16 protein-coding genes are annotated in these 18881 nt (G+C 29.5%); 1 reads left to right on the forward strand and 15 read right to left on the reverse strand.

Features of this window, described 5'->3' with window-relative positions; genetic code table 11:
- Window positions 1-37 precede the first annotated feature (37 nt).
- The 7 genes from ABXG81_RS05365 to ABXG81_RS05395 form a co-directional block, all read right to left on the reverse strand.
- The gene (locus ABXG81_RS05365) at window positions 38-874 is read right to left on the reverse strand and encodes a YitT family protein (protein WP_117521547.1); all 837 of its coding nucleotides are present in this window, start codon (window positions 872-874) and stop codon (window positions 38-40) included.
- Window positions 875-954: 80 nt separating this feature from the next.
- Window positions 955-1563 carry a kanamycin kinase gene (locus tag ABXG81_RS05370; RefSeq protein ID WP_117521545.1) on the reverse strand — a complete coding sequence of 203 codons (609 nt, stop codon included), beginning with the start codon at window positions 1561-1563 and terminating at the stop codon, window positions 955-957.
- Window positions 1564-1582: 19 nt separating this feature from the next.
- A complete protein-coding gene (gene ptsP, locus ABXG81_RS05375; protein ID WP_316122088.1) occupies window positions 1583-3292 on the reverse strand; it encodes a phosphoenolpyruvate--protein phosphotransferase in 1710 nt (569 codons plus the stop codon).
- 66 nt (window positions 3293-3358) lie between these two features.
- Window positions 3359-3619, reverse strand: a complete 261-nt coding sequence (locus tag ABXG81_RS05380; protein WP_117521541.1) for an HPr family phosphocarrier protein — start codon at window positions 3617-3619, stop codon at window positions 3359-3361.
- 62 nt (window positions 3620-3681) lie between these two features.
- On the reverse strand, window positions 3682-4683 hold the full coding sequence (locus ABXG81_RS05385; protein ID WP_353528459.1) for a LacI family DNA-binding transcriptional regulator: 1002 nt from the start codon (window positions 4681-4683) through the stop codon (window positions 3682-3684).
- 55 nt (window positions 4684-4738) lie between these two features.
- Window positions 4739-5182, reverse strand: a complete 444-nt coding sequence (locus tag ABXG81_RS05390) for a hypothetical protein (RefSeq protein ID WP_117521537.1) — start codon at window positions 5180-5182, stop codon at window positions 4739-4741.
- Between the two features lie 10 nt (window positions 5183-5192).
- Window positions 5193-5882 carry a YtxH domain-containing protein gene (locus tag ABXG81_RS05395; protein ID WP_117521535.1) on the reverse strand — a complete coding sequence of 230 codons (690 nt, stop codon included), beginning with the start codon at window positions 5880-5882 and terminating at the stop codon, window positions 5193-5195.
- Between the two features lie 435 nt (window positions 5883-6317).
- On the opposite strand from ABXG81_RS05395, the gene ABXG81_RS05400 reads away from it, so the two are divergent.
- Window positions 6318-7103: an NAD(+)/NADH kinase gene (locus tag ABXG81_RS05400; protein WP_288222887.1), complete on the forward strand. Its 786-nt coding sequence runs from the start codon at window positions 6318-6320 to the stop codon at window positions 7101-7103.
- A gap of 7 nt (window positions 7104-7110) precedes the next feature.
- On the opposite strand, the gene ABXG81_RS05405 is transcribed toward ABXG81_RS05400, so the two are convergent.
- The 8 genes from ABXG81_RS05405 to glgD form a co-directional block, all read right to left on the reverse strand.
- Window positions 7111-8640, reverse strand: a complete 1530-nt coding sequence (locus ABXG81_RS05405) for a penicillin-binding protein 2 (RefSeq protein WP_209813927.1) — start codon at window positions 8638-8640, stop codon at window positions 7111-7113.
- The gene (locus tag ABXG81_RS05410) at window positions 8633-9892 is read right to left on the reverse strand and encodes an FtsW/RodA/SpoVE family cell cycle protein (RefSeq protein ID WP_353528461.1); all 1260 of its coding nucleotides are present in this window, start codon (window positions 9890-9892) and stop codon (window positions 8633-8635) included. The genes ABXG81_RS05405 and ABXG81_RS05410 overlap by 8 nt, the downstream gene beginning before the upstream one ends.
- Window positions 9885-10388: an FHA domain-containing protein gene (locus ABXG81_RS05415; RefSeq protein WP_117521527.1), complete on the reverse strand. Its 504-nt coding sequence runs from the start codon at window positions 10386-10388 to the stop codon at window positions 9885-9887. Before ABXG81_RS05415 ends, ABXG81_RS05410 begins: the two co-directional genes overlap by 8 nt.
- A gap of 108 nt (window positions 10389-10496) precedes the next feature.
- On the reverse strand, window positions 10497-12191 hold the full coding sequence (locus tag ABXG81_RS05420; RefSeq protein ID WP_353528462.1) for a phospho-sugar mutase: 1695 nt from the start codon (window positions 12189-12191) through the stop codon (window positions 10497-10499).
- A gap of 3 nt (window positions 12192-12194) precedes the next feature.
- On the reverse strand, window positions 12195-14078 hold the full coding sequence (gene pulA, locus ABXG81_RS05425; RefSeq protein ID WP_353528463.1) for a type I pullulanase: 1884 nt from the start codon (window positions 14076-14078) through the stop codon (window positions 12195-12197).
- Complete coding sequence (locus ABXG81_RS05430) at window positions 14068-16323, reverse strand: glycogen/starch/alpha-glucan phosphorylase (protein WP_117521523.1); 2256 nt, start codon at window positions 16321-16323, stop codon at window positions 14068-14070. The genes pulA and ABXG81_RS05430 overlap by 11 nt, the downstream gene beginning before the upstream one ends.
- Before the next feature lie 3 nt (window positions 16324-16326).
- Entirely contained in the window at window positions 16327-17757 is a 1431-nt protein-coding gene (gene glgA, locus ABXG81_RS05435) for a glycogen synthase GlgA (protein ID WP_353528465.1), read from the reverse strand.
- Window positions 17754-18881 (reverse strand): glucose-1-phosphate adenylyltransferase subunit GlgD, encoded by a 1128-nt coding sequence (gene glgD / locus ABXG81_RS05440; RefSeq protein ID WP_117521519.1) that lies wholly within the window; start codon window positions 18879-18881, stop codon window positions 17754-17756. Before glgD ends, glgA begins: the two co-directional genes overlap by 4 nt.

Below are 18881 nucleotides of genomic sequence, written 5' to 3' on the forward strand. Positions count from 1 at the left end.
TAAATCTTTTGATTTTAAATTCTTTAATTGCTAACTCCTATCTCAATTCTTTAACTGTAAATCCTTCTCCTAATACCTCAGATACGGAATAAGAGAACATAAAAGCCTTATCATCCATATCTAGTATACTTTCCTTAATAGCAGGATACATTTTTGTATTTATTATAGCCATAATAATTTTCTTTTTATTAGATGTATAGCCACCTTCAGCATGTAGCAAAGTTACTCCTCTTTGATATTTATTAATAAGAAGATCAGTTAATTCTTCGTATTTATCACTTATTATAAGTACTGCAATTTTTCTATCTAGGCCTTGAATAACATAGTCTAAACTTATCAATTGTATCATTATTGATAATACTGCATATAATGATTTTTCTAACCCAATTACCATAGTAGATAAAATAATTACTGTTAAATCAGTCAAAAATAAACTAACATGTATAGGAAAGTTTGTGTACTTGTTTAAAATAGCAGCAATGACATCAGTACCTCCTGATGAACCGCCATTATAAAATATGAGTCCTAGACCAAGCGCTATAATTATAGGTCCAAATATAACATTTAAAATCATATCATTCGTGAGTACAGTTTCTGGGAATATAGTTTCTAGAAGTATAATAGTTGCGGAAACAGTGGCAGCTGATAATACAGATTTTTTTGCAAATCTAACACTTACTAGCAATGCACCTAAAACTAAAACTATAATATTTAAAACAAGATTTAATAAGCCTACATTCACATTTAATATTTGCGCTAATACAAGAGATAAGCCGGAAATTCCTCCTGCTGCTACATTATGTTGAATTAAGAAAAAGTATAGGCCAATAGCCAAAATTACTGAGCCTATAATTATATAGATATTCTTTTTCATAAAATGTCCTCCGCAAATTACTACTAAAAGCTTATCACAAAAAACTTATTTATACAATTTAAAAATAAAAAAAGGAGGAACTAATCCTCCTCAATCCATGTTGGGATAAACTGGTTAAAATTATCATACATATTTAACAAACCCTTAATATCTTCATCATTTAAATCAGTCTTCTTATTATTTCGATTATCAACAATATTAGTTAATATTATATAAGCTTGATAAAGAGACAAAAGCCTAAAAAATTTAACTGGTACTTTTTCATTTTTGAAATATTCTTCAAAGACTCCATTTGCAAAATCTTTGCTTATTAAGGCAGCTTGATTTATATTTACAAAATCAAAAGTTTTATCTCCCCGTTCTTCACTATTTATATTAAATTCTATTTCATCGCCTATTTTAATATTTTCAAAATTAATTTTTCCCAAAATAGAACATGCTTTTAAATTCTTTGTTAGGTGTTTATTGTCATTGATATAATCAATTAAAATATAATCATCATCTCCAATAAATTCACTGACTCCGTGAATATAAAATAAATAATTAGCTTTTGTATTAAACATTTCATACCAGTCTGCGTTAGAACACACCTGTTTATTATGATAGTTATGAAGATATTCGCCAAATTGTATACCCAGCTTATAGTTATCATTTGCTTTATGGGTTTTCAAGAACTCACTTAAGGTCATTTAATGTCAACTTCCTTATTTACATATTGTTATGATTTTTTATTTTCTCTTCTATTTCTTCAACAGTTTCTAACTCTAGCAAGCTATTAGAGAATTCCTCTTCTTCTTTTAAGCTTGATTTTAGAATAGTATCTTTAACTTCAGCAACTTTTGAAGATGATGCTGAAAACTCATCTAAACCTAATCCTAATAACAATTTTGTAGCTTCTGTGTCTGAGGCAAATTGCCCGCACATTCCAGTCCATTTACCAGCTTTGTGAGATTCATCAATTACATGTTTAATAGCTCTAAGAACTGCTGGATTAAAATTATTATAAAGATTATTTATATTTTCATTTCCTCTATCTACAGCCAAGGTGTATTGTGAAAGGTCATTTGTTCCTATAGAGAAAAAATCTACATATTTTATAAATTGATCAGCCATAAATACTGATGCTGGTGTTTCCACCATTATACCAACTTGTAAATCTTTATTATAGTCAATTCCTTTTTCCTTAAATTCTTTTTTGATATCATCAATTAGTTCTAATGATCTCTTAAATTCTGATATATTGATAACCATAGGAATCATTATTAAAATATTACCATAAGCTGAAGCCCTGATAAGAGCCTTAAGCTGAGTTATAAATATATCTTCTCTATCCAAACATAATCTAATAGCTCTGTAACCTAAGAAAGGATTGTCTTCTTTTGGGAAATCAAAATAATCAAGTCCTTTATCCCCACCTATATCAAGAGTTCTAATTATTAGGGGCTTTTGACCTAAAAGCTCTGTAGCTTCTTTATATACTTCAAATTGTTCATCTTCGGTTGGAAAATGATCATTTTCCATATATAAAAGTTCTGTTCTGAATAATCCTACTCCATCGCAACCATTTTCTATAGCTATCTTTAGATCTTCAATATTACCTATATTTGCAGAAACTTCTATATGCTTCCCATCAGTAGTTTCTGCCTTTTTATCCTTAACTTGACTGAGTCTATTGCGTTTTTTTTCTTGTTCTTCTAGTTTTTTCTCATATTCTTTTAATAGTTCTTCAGATGGATCTAAAATAATAAAGCCTTCATTTCCATCTATAATTGCCTTTTGTCCATTTTCCACTTTTTTAGAAATATCATTCATTCCCACAAGTGCAGGTATATCAAGAGTTTGAGCTATTATTGACGTATGGCTTGTTTTTCCACCTAAATCTGTAGCAAAACCAACTACATTTTCTTTATTCATATTAGAAGTATCTGATGGCGTTAATTCTTTTGAAATTATGATTGATTCTTCATCAATTAATGATAAGTCTTTTGGTTTAATTCCTTTGAGTTTATACATTAATTGATATCCTATATCTTTATAGTCAGATGCACGTTCTTTTAAATACTCATCATCTAGTTGACTCATTATTTCAACCATTTCATTTATAGTTTCATTTAAAGCAAGTTCCGAATTTTTATGTTCATTTTCTATCTTTGAATTAATTGTATCTGAAAAATATGGATCTTGAAGTAATTCTTTATGAGCATCTGCTATGTGAATTTGAGCTTCAGAGGCTCCTTTTCTATCATTAAGCTCATTTATATAATCATCAATAGAGTTTTTTACACGTAATTTCTCTTCTTCAACCATACTATCAGTAATTTCAGATTTATCTATAGTAACTTCTTCTCTATTAAATAAATAGATAGTACCTATAGCTATTCCATTACTGGCTTTAATTCCTTTGTATTTTGTATTCATAATTATCCTTTCCTAAATATTTTAATAAAAAAAGGATACTTAATCAGTATCCTTAATTCTTTAATATTATTCTGATAAGTTATCTATAAATTCAACTAATTCATCTGCAAATTTATCTTCGTCTTCACCTTCAACGATTAGTTTGATTTCAGTTCCCTTCGCAATACCAAGGCTCATAACGTTGAATATTGATTTAGCATTTGCTTCTTTACCATCTTTGATGATTTTAACATCACCAGGATAATTTTTAACGAATTGCACTAATGATGCGGCTGGTCTTGCATGTAAACCAGTTTCATTTTTGATAACTACATTTCTTTCTGCCATAATAGCCTCCTAATATATTCTATATAATTATTATAGTGGTTTGTTACTTAATTTTCAACTTGCTATAGTGTAGACTCTCTTTGCTTAATGGTACAGTCCATTATCCAATCTTCATGGAGTATATCTTCTTCTTTTTTGATTCTTTTTATAAGAGCTCTTATTGCTATTGCTCCTACATCATAATAAGGTATCTCAACGGAAGTTAAATTCGGTCTATAAATACTTGCTATAGTGCTATCACCAAATCCTGCTACTGATAAATCTTTTGGTACATGAATTCCATTGTCTGTACAATAATCAATTAATCCAATAGCCACTTCGTCATCAAGACAAGATACAGCACTTATATCATTTTCTTTACATACTTTAATAGTCTCCTTACCTATTTTATACCCATCATCACTACTTCTACCTTCTGTATTTAAGATATAAGTATTTTTTTCATTCTCTTCACAAGCTTTCTTATAGCCTTCCAATTTAGCATTATTTAAGGCATTATCTTCATCTTGATTTATAAATAATACCTTTTCGTGTCCTTGATCATAAAGATATTTAACCAAATTATATTCTTCTTTCGCGTAATCAACTTTTACTGAACTAATTGTCTTAAATGATTGATATCTATCTAATAGTATGAAAGGTATCCTTGTTTCTCTAAGTTTTAGTAAAGTATCATCTGATAAATTTTCAGTTATAACAACTAGACCTTCTACTTGTTTAGTTGATAAAAAAGCAATTGAATTATTTAAAGCTTCTTCACTTCCATAAGAGCTTGATAGTAAGATATCGTATTTGTATACTCTACCTATTTCTTCAATTCCTCTTATCAGTTGAGCCATATATTCTATTCCTATGTCTTCAACTATTACTCCAACTAAATTTGACTTTCTCATAACTAGCGATCTAGCTAATTCATTTGGTTTAAAATCTAATTTTTCTATGGCATCTAATACTTTTTTTCTTGCTTCTGGACTTACAGGCTTAGAATTATTCATAACCCTAGAAACTGTAGATATAGAAACACCCGCAAGCTTAGCCACGTCTTTTATGGTAGGTTGTCCCATAGTCACTTCCTTTCCTAACAAAAAAAGGTCACCTATCGATGACCTTTGTTGTTTTTTATCTACCGGATATTACATTTTTAACTATATCAACAACATCTATGATTAAGCTTGAGTAATCACTAACAGATGCAATACCAGCACCTACTGTGTCAATACTATCTACTGCAGTTTCTCCGACATAATTTACAGTATCTCTAATGTCATCAGTAATACTATTTACATTAGTCATTGTATCATTTGCTTTAGCAATTGCCATCCTTAGATTAGGATCTTGAACAACTGTGTTTACATTACTTACTAAACTATTAGCTTGATCAACAACACCAGGAAGTTTTTCGATTACTTGGTCGATGTTATCTTCATTTTTATCTACAACTCCTTGGAATTTTTTTACTAGTTGATTAACACTCTTAAGTGTTATAATTAAATACACTAGAGCTATAATGCCTACTATAGTAAGTATAATATTTCCAAGAAGATTAAAGTTAATTGTTAGCATTTAATTCTCCCTAGTTTTTTTTCTTATTCTTATTTTTTTTATCAATTTCTACTTTTACTTTTTCATCAGCAGCTTTTGCTTCATTTACTTTTGCTTTTGCCTTATCAGCTGCCTTATCTGTACTTTCTTTTACTTCTTCTTTACTTTCTTTAGCTAAGATTTTGTTGTTATCATGTTTTTCATCTACAACTTCTTTAGCATCAGTAGCACCTTCTTTAACATCTTCTGCTACGTCTTCAGCTGTATTTGTAACTATTCTTCCTACTTCAGAAGCTCCATCCTTAACGTTATCTTTAACATTGCTAGCTGTTTGAGCTACAGATGAACCTGTTTGTTTAGCAATTTCTCTGCCTTGTTCAAATCCTTCTCTTACTGGTTCTAAATCAGTATAAGCTCTATATTTAAAGTCTTCATAAGAGTCTTTTGCATTATCAACCATATCTGAAGCATTATCAACTAAATCATTTGTTGTTTCTTTTACAGTTTTAACTGTTTCATCAAATGCTTCTCCGATATCTTCACGAGTTTCTTTACCTGATTTTGGTGCAAGTAATATACCAGCAGATACACCAACTAATGCTCCTATAAGAGCACCTTGAGTTCTCATTCTGCTATCATGATTTTTTGCTTTCCAAATCTCGTACTTGATTTCTCTTTGTTTAGAACGTGCTTGTTCTTCAATATAATCTGCTATTGACATATATATCTCTCCTTTAAGTTTTGCTAATGTATATATACCCACTAATTTTTATGTATAACACATTTATTATATAAATAAAAACAATCCTAAGGTGGCCCTTACTTTAATACCTTCTTGTTTGTGAAGGTGGGCAAGCTGTCTAGCATTTCTGAAGTCCACTCAGCGGAGGCTTTTCATCCAAACTAGAACGACGCAATCCCTTATAAAAGTTGTAGGTTTAAATTCGGACCCATTCGCCTTAGGATGTTATAATTATAATATAGACAAAAATTATTTGCAAATAAAACTTTTTCACAAATTCTACTTATATCTTATAAACAAGATATTTACACTTATGCAAATTATTTCATAAAATGTTTATCTTTTTTAGAAATATATAAATTCATACAATGCATTTCTCCTATGTTATAATGTATCTATGAGAGGATATGATAAATGAATAATGTTATAAATGTAATTAGAAATAAATCAAAATATAGTAAAAATGTTTATTATAAAACAAAAGAAATTTTAGAAAATTATGGATATCAAGTTAGTAGCACTTATGATTCAAATGCTTGTTTAAACTTAATTATAGGTGGAGATGGGACATTTTTAAAGGCAGCTCATGATACAAACTTTACAAATATCCCCTTTATAGGAATTAATACAGGTCATCTAGGTTTCTACCAAGAAGTAGAAGTTAATGAGATAGAAAAATTTGTTAAGGCCTTTAAATCAGGAAATTACCATACGCAAGAGCTTACTATCTTACAATCAACAGTTAATAAAAAAAGAATGGATTCCTTAAATGAAGTTGTTGTAAAGAGCAATAGAAATCAACTGATAAGATTAAAGGTATTTATTGATGGCAATTTTATAGAAAATTTCTCAGGAGATGGTTTGATAATTGCTACTCCTCATGGTTCAACTGCTTACAACTTATCTTGTGGAGGATCGATTCTTCATCAGTCTTTAAAAGGATTTTCATTAACTCCAATTGCCCCTGTATATTCGAATTTAAACAACGCCTTGGTTAGTCCAGTTGTCTTACCTCACGATGCAACTGTAGATATCCTGGTATCAAAAAGAGATAATTATCATACAGTATTTTTATTTGACGGAAAAGAATATTCTAGTAAAGATTATAAGATCAGTATTAAGGTTTCTAATAAGACAATAAAAAAGCTTATCCTAGATAAAAATCACTACTGGACTAATATCAAGAATAAGCTTTTATAATCTTATACTAATTTAATTTAACCTGATTAAATATATCAAACATCAAATCTCTGGCAATTGGAGCTGCTGTCACACCTCCAGTATCTCTAGAATCCTCTAAAACTATAGCCACTGCAATTTGTGGATCATATGCCGGTGCAAATCCAACAAACCAGGCATCTATGAGTCCATTTGATTTATCAGCACTTCCTGTTTTACCAGCAACTTGAATCCCATTTATGTATGCAGCCTTTCCAGTTCCTTCATTTACTACATCAACCATCATATCTCTTATAGTCTCTGCAGTATCTTTATCAGTAACTTTAGATAAAACTTTTTCTTTAGCTTTATATATTTTTTTATCATCCTTACTTATAATTTCTGCTACCATATAGGGTTGCATCATTTTACCATCATTTGCTATAGCTGAAGTTACCATCGCCATGTGAAGTGGTGTTACCTGACTCTTGCCATAACCAAACCCAGTCATAGCTAAGTCTACTTTATTAAGCTCTTTATAAGGGATAATGGAGTCATATTTTTCTAAGTCAAAAGGATAGCTTTGGTTAAACATAAATTTATCTGTAGTTTTACTAAAGGCTTCTTTTCCTATGGCATCTGTTTTTGCTGCAAAATAGGTATTAACAGAATAAATAAATGCTTTTCTTAAATCAAGAGCACCAAATACCTGATCGCCAAAGTTTTTAATTTTAAAATTTTGTATTGACTCGCTTCCTTGATCAGTATAATTTTGATCTATATTATTATCTAATATTGAGCTAGCAGTAACAATTTTAAATGTTGATCCTGGTCTATAAAGCCCCGCTGTGGCTCTATTAACTAAAGGACCTTTGTTATTTGCAATCAAGTTATCCCAATTAGCATCGACTGAATTCGGATCAAATGTAGGATTAGAAACTAAAGCATAGACTTCACCTGTTTTTGGATTCATAACTACAGCAGCACCTACATAATTGCTCATATAATTATAAGTTAGATTTTGTATGTTTTGATCAATGGTAAGATGTAAATCATTACCTGTGTCATTTTTGACAACCATTTTTCTAAAGCTACTCATATCATCATCTCGTAGATTGAGTAATTCTTTATTAAATGATTTTTCTATACCAGTTTTACCGTAGGTCTTGGAGTTATAACCTGTAATTGTTGAACTAACCTTACCATAATTATAATGGCGGATAGAGTTGCCTTCATAGTCTTTATCACTATAGGCTAAAACATTTCCATTTCTATCATAGATACTTCCTCTATTAATAGCATCCTCATTAACCCATAATCTTCTATTATTATCATTTTGAGCAATTGATTTTGCTTTAAACAATTGAAAATATACTAAATAAATAGCTAGGCCCATAAATAAAATTACAAAAAATATCATCACAAATAGCAATCTCTTATTTAGAGTTGACTTTGATAATACCTTTAGTTCCCTACTATTTTTTATCCTCTGTTTTTCCTCACTTTGCTTAACTTTATCTATAATACTTTTATTAGAAGACCTCTTTTTACTGGCCTTACGGTTTTTCTTATCAGTCATCTAATTCATCTCCATACTTAATTTCACTTGCACAATATTGTAAACATCCTAGGAGTATAAATCCAGAAAGCATGGATGAACCACCTTGTGATATAAAAGGTAAAGTTACTCCTGTAAGAGGGATTATCTTTAATACACCTCCTAAAATTATAAAAGTTTGAAGGGCAAATAAGACTCCTATACAAAATGCAAGTGCGCTGTAAAATTTATCTTGTTGGCTTAGAGAAATTTTAAAGGCCCTATAAACTAAGATCATAAATAAAAGTATAACGCCAATCCCCATAAATATACCCATTTCTTCTGATATAGCTGAAAATATAAAGTCAGACTCTGCAACTGGTATGTAGTCTGGATGACCTAAACCTATACCTGTACCAAAAAGCCCCCCACTTGCAAGTGCAAATAGTGCTTGCGTTATCTGATAGCCGGTAACATTTATATCGCTCCATGGATCAAGCCATGTTGCAACTCTTATTCTAACATGTCCAAACATAAAATAAGCAAGTATTGAACCAAAGATCATTGCTACTATGTTTATAGTTATTAAGACCCTATCTTTTTCAAAAACAAACTGGCTAAGAATCATAAGTCCAAAAAATATTAGAGCAGTACCTAAATCTTTTTGTAAGAATAAGAACCCTATAAAAATATATATAACTATATTCATATAATATCTTCCAAAAGGTTTCATAGATATTTCATTATATTTTGAATAAAAACTTGCTACATAAAATGCTAGTGGAATTTTTATAAACTCTGATGGTTGTATAGTAATTGGTCCAAGTATAATCCAGTTTTTAGCTCCTCCTATGTATGATCCAAAGACTAAAGTTGCCATAAATAACCCTACTGAAACAATTACATAAAAAAGTCTTATATTATTCCAAAATTTAAATGTTTTCAATAAACCAAAAGTTATAAAAAACAATACTATACCAACTATATAAAATTGTAGTTGTCTTTTGCCAAAAGATGGATCAAGCCTATAAATAATGGCAACCCCTATAGCAAACAGCATATTTACAATCATCAACAATATATTGTCAGCATTCGTGATTTTATTCACTAATGTTGTTGATAAAACAACCACTACCAATAAGGCTAAATATGTATAAAAGTCAGTGCTAGTAATATTGTCTATATTATAAATTAATGCCAAAGATAGTGACAAAAAGGTAAATAGAAATAGTAACACCAAAGACTTTTTTTGATACTTTTTCTCTTTTTGATCTATATCTAATTGTTTACGCATCTTCTTCACCTTGCACAAATAAGAATTGCATTTGTCCTATATGAATTATATCATTAGTCTTAAGTTCTATAGCATCTTCAATTCTTTCATCATTTAAAAAAGTTCCATTGGCAGAAGATAAATCTTCTAAAAAATATATATCTTCATCTTGGATAATTCTTGCATGAAATTTAGATAGATATTTATCTTTTATACAGATAGTATTTCTATCATCACGCCCAATAGTATTATCTTCGCCTATAAAATAATACTCTTGGACTATAAATCTAAAGCCATCTGTTCTATTTAAAAGCTTTAAGTAAGTATCAGATTCCTGTTCTTTTTTTAGTGTAGTTCTCACATCATAATAAATAATTCTTATAATAGAATATATGAAATAAAAAACTACAATTACAAATATGTATTTTAATATTGTAGAAAATAATTGATATAATGTTAAATTTCCGAGTACCTTCACTGAAAAAACATCATCTATTGCTTTAAAAAATTTCTCCATGATATCCTTCCTTATATATTAGTACATATATTTTACCACATATTAATTATTTTTGAATCAAGATATATATGCATAAAAAAACTGGAGCTTATGCTCCAGTCTTAAAATTTACTCTACAGACTCAATTGTCTCTTGCATTTGTTTAACTAATTGATCTTTTTTGTCTTCTGCTGCTTTTTCACTAGTATCTACTGCATTTACATATATTTTGATCTTTGGTTCAGTACCAGATGGTCTTAGTGCTAGCCAAGAATTGTCATCAAAATAATATTTAAGAACATTAGATTTTGGAAGGCCTGTTTCATCTAGCTTATAATCAACTATTTTTTCTGTACAAAGACCAGCAAGACCTTCTAGTGGATTGTTACGAACATATTCCATAATTCTTCCAATTCTTTCCTTGCCATCTAATCCTTGAAGAGTTATAGATATTACATCATTTGCATAGTATCCATGTTCTTTATATATTTCATCTAAAACATCAAGAAGCGATTTTCCTTGTTTTTTATAATAAGCTGCCATTTCTGATATCATCATTGCAGAATTTACAGAATCTTTATCTCTAACAAAGTCCTTATAGTTATAACCAATAGACTCCTCAAAACCAAATACAAATTTACCTTCACCACTTTTTTCAAGTTCATTTGCTACTGCATAGATATTTTTAAATCCTGTCAACACATCGTATTTCTTTACGCCATATTTTTTACAAATAGGAGCTATGAGATCTGTTGTTACCAATGATTTTACTATAGCAGCATTTTCTGACAATTCACCATTTTCCTTAAGCGCTGATAGGATGTAATTTGTGAGTAGAGATCCTATTTTGTTTCCTGTTAGAAATACATATTGACCATTATCGTCTTTAATTTCAACAGCACATCTATCCGCATCAGGGTCTGTTGCAAGTAACAAATCTGCTCCAACCTCTTTACCAAGTTTTTCCGAATATTCAAAAGCTTCTGGCATTTCTGGGTTAGGATAACCTACAGTTGTGAAGTTTGGATCTGGGTTTTCTTGCTCAGCTACAACATGAATATTTTTAAATCCCCTCTCATCTAATATACGTCTTACAAGTTTGTTTCCAGTACCATTTAGTGGAGTGTAAACAATATTAATATCTTTATCTATATCATTATCATTTATAGTACAAGCTAAGATTTCTTTCACATAATTTTCGATTAGACTATTAGGTACCCATTCTATAATTCCATCTTTTAATCCTTCTTCAAAATCTACACGTGGTATTTCAAAAAAGTCTGGATGCTCTTCTATATGTCCTAAAATTTTATTAGCTGTTTGATCCAAAATTTGACTTCCCTCAGAATTGTAAGCCTTATAACCATTATATTCCATTGGATTATGACTTGCTGTAACCATTACCCCAGCACTGGTTTTTAAATGTCTTACTGTATAAGATAAAACTGGAGTCGGTTGGATTTCTCTATGTATATAAACCTTTATTCCATTTGCAGCAAAAACTTCTGCAGCTATATGAGCAAAGTCCTCTGATTTATGACGTACATCATAAGCTATAGCAACTCCAGCTTTTTTTGCTTGTTCACCCATTTCAGCAATAGTATCTGCAAATCCTTGACTAGCTTGAGCTACCATATAATCATTCATTCTATTAGTTCCAGCTCCAAGCTTTCCACGTAAACCAGCTGTACCAAACTCTAAAGATGAATAAAATCTATCTTTAATCTCCTCATCATTGCCTCTTATTTCTTCTAATTCTTTATGAGTATCTTCATCAAATTTATCATTGTTATACCACAATTCATAATTTTTTTTATAATCCATTTTTTATTCTCCTATTTTATAAACATTTACCGAACGTTCTTCTAAGCTTATAGTCTTTACTTTACTATTATCTTTACCCTCTTTAGAGAAAATTCTCTTAATTTCTAGATTTTTACATTCTAAAAAAACTGATATCTTCTCTTTACTAATATTTAAAGTACTATTGCCAGCATTAATTGCTACTAATATATAAGTCTTATCAGTTTTAATTTTATAAGCTATAATCGAATTATCTAAGCCATCTATAAAAGTAAGATTTTCTCTAATTTTATCTGGATCAGATTCGTTAAAAACTTTTAATTCTTTTCTTAAAGATATTATATCCTTACTATAATTAAATATGTTTTGATTATCTTGTTTTTCTTTCCAGTTAATAGCATTTATAAAAAGTGGTGAATTGTATGAATTTCTATCATTATGCTTACTATGATTAAACTCATTTCCTTCATAAAGAAAGGGCTTACCATAGGATAACATTATTAATCCCATAGCAAGTTTTACATAGTCATTAATTTTATCCAAATCATTTATAGATACTTGTAACTTATCATATAAAATCAAATTATCATGACAATTAAAGTAATTTATAGTCTCTGAAGCATAATCGCAAAATCCATTCCTACTCTTATCATAATTGATTGATCCTGCTATTCCCTCTTCAATGAGGTTTTTTAGACTATAATTACCTTGTACATACCCAATGCCATATGAATCAGTGTCTCCCTTTATTGCATCTCTGTAAACATCATTAAAAACACCAAATCCATTAGACCTTTGGCTACCTTTAACTGTATGCTTATCATAATCAAGTGTAGTATCTAATGCCATCCAAGGTTCTCCATAGATTATTAAGTTAGGGTTTATTTTTCTTAATTCTTTTAAAGCAAGCTTTATGGTATCAACATCCACTAAAGCCATAAGATCAAATCTAAAACCATCTATTTTGTATTCATTAACCCAATGTTTTAGAGAATCAATTATTAGCTTTCTTGCAAAAGGCCTTTCACTAGCTAGCTCATTGCCTACTCCAGAGCCATTGGAAAAAGTACCATCATTATTCATCCTATAGTAATAATTAGGAGCTAGAGTATTTAGGTTAGAGTCATAAGATTTGAAGGTATGATTATAAACAACATCCATAATAACAGCTATATTTTTTTGATGAATGGCTAAAATCATCTTCTTTAATTCTCTTACACGTGAAAGTGGATTATTAGGATCAGTCGAGTAAGAACCTTCTGGTGCAAAGTATAGTTCTGGATCGTATCCCCAATTGTAATTATCGTCATCAAAAAATCTCTCATTTGATTCATCAACTGATATAAAATCATATATAGGTAAAAGCTGAACATGAGTTATTCCAAGTTCTTCTAGATTATCTAGACCTGTTTTAAATCCATTATATCTTGTATTTTTTTCACTAATTCCTAGATATTTCCCACGATTTCTCACACCGCTTGTCTCATCTGCCGTATAATTTTTGACATTCATCTCATAAATTATAGCTTCATCTTCTACTATAATTGGAATCTTACTAGACTTAAAATCTTCAGGATTAGTCTTGTCCATATCTATTACTACAGAATACATGCTATTTATAGAGCTTGTAAATGAGTATGGGTCTGTCACTTCATATTTATCCTCGACTATATAAGAATAATAGTAGCCTTCATAGTCACCTTTTAAACTTAATTCCCAAATACCTATTTTATTTTGTTGCATAGCATATATTTCTTTTCTAGGATTGCTATAATCCTTAGATAAAGATAATTTAACCTCTCGTTCTGGTGCAAACACTCTAAACATTGTTTTTTGCTTAGAATAAATCGCACCAAGCTCATAATCTTTTATATCTTCATAGGTTAATTGATCAATATTACTTATCAAAATTTAATTTCCTCTTCTCAGTGTAATCCATATCAAATTCATTGGCCCAAATAATATTACTAATTTGCTGCTTAACCCATTTTTCTTTATCTAAGTAATCTTTAGATATTTTTTCGCGGGCATCAATTAGTGATTTTAGGTCATAGAATACATTAAAAGAATCATTATACATGAGGATCTCATTATAGATTATTTTAAAGTCATAAGGAAATTGCTCATATGATTCCTTTAAAAGTCTTTCTGTGGTATATTTTACTATTTCGTTTTGATAAATAAAATCATTAGCATTATAGAAATTGTTTTCTTTTATAGATTTTATTTTAAGATATGAATCCCCCATAAAATAAAAATCATTTGTTTTATCTACATTTTCTGTTATACCGCCTCTGCTTGTTACTAAATTTGACATATTGAATAACGCATTTAATGTATTAAAATTTTGATTATCTAATAAGGGATGATTAAGATTACTATAAACATCTGCAGCCGGATACAAATATCTTAAATCTCCAACAGAAAGATCTTCTACAAATATAATTTTGATTTTTTCTCTTATAATCTTATCTGATTCTATTAAATTTTTAAGAGCAAAGATAAATTTTATAGTTTCTTTAGCTATAAAATAGCCTTCATTTGCTTTGCCTGAAAATACATATGTCCTAGGAACATAATAAGCATTAGCATTATCTCTTAGATAGTAAAACTGATAGGCAATTGCCATAGCATTAAGTATTTGTCTTTTGCTCTCATGCATAATAGATAGTTGCATATCAAATATAGAGTGCGGATTTATTTTTCCTCTACCTTCTCCCAAAAATTTGATTAATTTAAGTTTATTTTGGTATTTAATTAATTCCAAATCATTTATTAAATCTATATTATTTTTTAATTCTTCTATATTTCTTAAAGATTTAGGATCAGTTATATCTATATAATAAGATAATAAAGTTTTATCAAGATATATATTGGCACTTTTTGAATAAAGAAATCTATCTGTACCAATATTTTTATAACAAACATTTTTCGAATTTTTTTTATCTTCACTTAGAATTTTTGATAAGAAAATATAATCTTTGCTGAGGGCCATATTAATGTATTTAAACAATACTAAACCATCTACTATAAAAGGTGTAAAACCATCTTCCTTAGCTAATTCATTTTGAATCTTAACCATAGTTTCAAAAATGTCTTTATTCATTTTTCTAATTTCATCTATAGGATATCTTTCAAAGCTATCATCTGTTGTAGAAAATACAATATGATGGAATATTTCCCTAGTATAAGCTATTGCCTCTTTGATAGTAAAATTATGCTCATCAGTTAAAATCCTTATAAATTCTATCAGCGCTAAAGTAGGATGAATATCGTTTATAACTACATCTGTCTTTTTGTTTATAGTTCTAATGTCATCATAGTATAAAATAAAGCGACGAACGAAATCTCTCATCGCAGATGCTGAGAAGAAATATTCTTGTTTAAGTCTAAGCATCTTACCTTCATAAGTAGAATCATCTACATATAAGAATTCTGTTATAGATGAATTATTTATATAATCATCATAAGCATTTAATAAATCCCCCTTTGAAAACTCGTTAATATTTACACTTAAAGTCGAGTCAGACTTAAATAGTCTAAGAGTATTTATAAAGCTTGCATCTTTTGATACGACAGGCATATCATAGGTTACAGTTTTATGATCTCTTCCATATATATTAATAATATTTGTAAAAGATTTTTTATGTTCCCAATTTGTTCCATATCTTAACCAAGAATAAGAAGATTCAACTTGTTTGCCACCTTCAATAATCTGTTTAAAATTTCCAGATTCATACCTTAAGGCATAGGCTGTTGTTTTAATTTTTTGATTTGTTAGGGCATTTATCAAGAAACTTGATCCTATACCCATATCACCTATACCAAGGTCAGGCTCAGGATCATATGATATTATGGTTTCATAGTCAAAGCCAATTTCACTAAGAGCCTGTCTAATCTCCTGTTCAATATCCAGCTTATAAATAATATTTTCTAAAAATCTTCCTGGCAGATATTCAAAGCTAAGGATATAAACTTCATAATCTTCTTTATGTCTTTTTGTATCAACCCATCTAGTACCTATTATTTCCATAAGGTATCTGCATAAACAATCGTAGATTTCGTTTTTTCTAGCTGTCTTTATATCTTTAGCATAAAAAGAATACAAATAATTTTGTATTCTTTCTATAATTATATCTTTGCTTGTAATCATAAATTATGCTCTAATTTCTTCATATAGTTTCAAATACTTATCTGCAGACATCTTCCAATCAATATCTTGGTTCATAGCATTTTCTATTAATCTATTATGAGAATTTTTATCATTTTTATAAATATTAGTTGCATTTTTTATAGCAAATAGTAATTCATGAGCATTAATATTTGAGAAAGAATATCCTGTCCCTTCCCCCGTATATTCGTTGTAAGGAATAACGGTATCTTTTAATCCTCCTGCCTCACGTACTATAGGAAGTGATCCGTATCTCATTGCTATTAATTGACTTATACCGCAAGGTTCTGAAATGGATGGCATCAAATAGAAATCACTTGATGCATAAATTTTATGAGCCTCTGCTCCACCAAAATAAATTCTACTCGCCATTTTCTCAGGATACTTCCAAGCAAAGTATTTAAACATCTCCTCATAGGTATAATCGCCTGTACCAAGCACTACAAATTGAATATCTTCCTGTAGTAATTCATCTAATATATAGCGAACTAAATCAAGACCTTTCATTTCATTAAGTCTAGAAACAAGACCAATCATTGGAACATCTTCTCTTTGTGGTAATCCATACATCTCTTGGAGAGCAAGCTTATTTAAAACTTTCTTGTCTAGGGAATTAACATCATAGTTTTGGTCGATTAACTTATCCGTAGCTGGATTCCATTCCTTATAATCAATTCCATTTACAATTCCCGATAATTTATAATCATATTGTCTAATAACACCATCTAAACCTTCTCCATAAAATGGATAATGGATTTCTCGTGCATAATTTTCTGAAACCGTATTTACAGCTGTTGCATGAATTATACCGCCTTTCATAAAGTTTATAGCATCATAAAATTTTAAATCATTTTCATTAAAATAGCCACCATCTAGACCAGCGATCTTCATATTATCAGAGTCAAATACACCTTGGTATTTTAAATTATGTATAGTAAATAAAGTTCTGATATCATCATAATAACTGTCTCCATGCCTAAAGTCATTTACAAATACATTAACTAAAGCTGTATGCCAATCGTTAGAGTGGATAATATCAGGCTTAAATTCAATTTCCTTTGGTAGTAAAGTGCAAGCCTTCGAAAAGAAAATAAATCTTTCAGCAGCATCATCAAAACCATAAGGATAATCCCTATCAAAATATTCCATATTATCTATAAAATAGAAGGCTACACCTTTATAATCTAATTTATAAACTCCAGCATATTGATGTTTCCAGTCAAGATCAACATAAAACTCTGTTATCTTTTCCATTTTTGAACGATAAGTTTCATCTATAGATGCATATAAAGGCAAGACTACCCTTACATCCAATCCATCTTTAATAAGTTCTTGAGGAAGAGAACCTGCAACATCTGCAAGTCCTCCAGTCTTTATAAAAGGTACTGCTTCACTAGTTAAATATAATATGTTCATTCATAGCTCCTGGTTTCTAATACTTCATTTTTACTTGACGCATATGGGTGAGTCCTATTACCAAATAACTTAACATTTTTACCAATTTGGGTGCCTTTATCTGTAATTACATAATTTATTATAGAATCTTCACCTATAACAGAATCTTGAAATATTATAGAGTTTTTGATGACAGCTCCCTTTTTAATTGTAACACCTCTAAAGATAATAGAGTTTTCAATTTCACCTTCTATAATTGATCCATTAGCAACTAAGGAATTTTTAACTTTACTATCTTTTGTATAGGAAGTAGATGGTTCATCTTTTGACTTTGTATAAACCAAACCATCCTTATAAAATAGCTTATCATAATACTTTTTATCTAAAAGTTTGAAGTTTGCATCAAAGAAAGAATATATATCCATAATAATCTCAAGCTGATTGTCAATTCTATAAAAATCTTTATTTATATCTCCAGGAAATTCAAATAGTGCTGCTAATATTGATGAAATATTATTGACCTCAATAGCATATCTTAAGACTTTTATAAATACTTCCCTTTTAATAAGTATAGATCCTGCAAATAAATCAAACTCATCATTTAGTCCAAGATTGACACCTGGATTTATTGGCTTATCATTTTCATCTGAAATTATAATTTTTCGATTTAAATAAAATCCATTTTCGTCCGTAGTTTTTTTAGTAAATATCAAGGCGTCAGCATTTGAAGATTTCATTTTTTCTTTTGCATCACTGATATCAACTTTATTAATATACATAGGATTTGTTATAAATACATATTCTGCATTACTTTCTTCAAATGCCATCATAGAATCATAGTAAGTGGTAACTTCTGAAGGATTGGTATCTGTAAAATCTGGAGGAGTTATTGTTAGACCACCATGGCGTCTATTAAGCTCCCAACTTCTACCATTTCCTATGTGATCTAGAGTAGACCTCATCTTATTTCCTGCAAAAAGTATAACATTACTTATGTCATAATTAGATAAATTTGATAAGGTAAAATCTATAATTCTATATCTACCAGCAAATGGGAGCATATAGTCAGGTCTTACCTTACATAATTCACCGTAGCTATCTGGGTTAAACTCAGAGCTATACACTAAAGCTAAAACATTATCCAT

This window comes from Anaerococcus nagyae (assembly GCF_040364225.1).
Lineage (GTDB): Bacteria > Bacillota > Clostridia > Tissierellales > Peptoniphilaceae > Anaerococcus > Anaerococcus nagyae.